This is a genomic window from Vibrio sp. 2132-1, from assembly GCF_033344315.1.
Genome location: NZ_JAWPON010000400.1, coordinates 1 through 667 on the forward strand (window position 1 = coordinate 1; position 667 = coordinate 667).

The window sequence follows — 667 nt, forward strand, 5'->3', positions numbered from 1 at the left end:
GCCTTCTTCTTATCTTTGCTCTTCTATTGGTGGCGGTTGTGGTGCCGCCATTGATCGTTCTAGCTCTTGGTGCGGTGAGTCTGGTTGGTGCTACGCGAGTTACACGGTTATCGGCCCTGAGTGCAACGTGCCTAGCGGTCCATCTTTCTGTTCGGACCCCGAGTGTAAAAACTATAAAGACCCAGATTCAGATGAAAAACCAGATACAGACCCAACCCATGACCCAGACGACCCAACAGGCGGCGACATCGAAGACCCTAGCGTTTTACCAGATTCAGACAATGATGTTGTCGTTCCTGACCCTCCAACAGATGAACCTGATGTTGAAGACCCTCCAACAGATGAATCAACAGATACGGCAGTTGTTAGCGCAATAACGGGAATGAATAAGGATGTAAACAAGGCGCTCAATGAGATGACCATCGACATAAATCAGGCAAGTGCTGACGTTCAGAATCAAATCATTGCGCTTAATGCTTCAGTTGTTACCAATACGCAGGCCATTCAAAAACAGCAAGCTAACGACAATGAAATCTATCGTAAAACAAAGTCTCTAATTCAACAGGCCAATGCTGACATAACAACAGCGGTAAACAAAAATACCAATGCTATTAACGGCGTTGGTGATGATGTTGAACAAATTGCGGGTGCAATGGATGGTATTGCT

The 667-nt window shown here is 45.9% G+C and carries 1 pseudogene; it reads left to right on the plus strand.

The window, feature by feature from the left end:
- Positions 1-667 (plus strand): annotated as a pseudogene (locus tag R8N47_RS25665) (hypothetical protein); the annotation flags it as partial.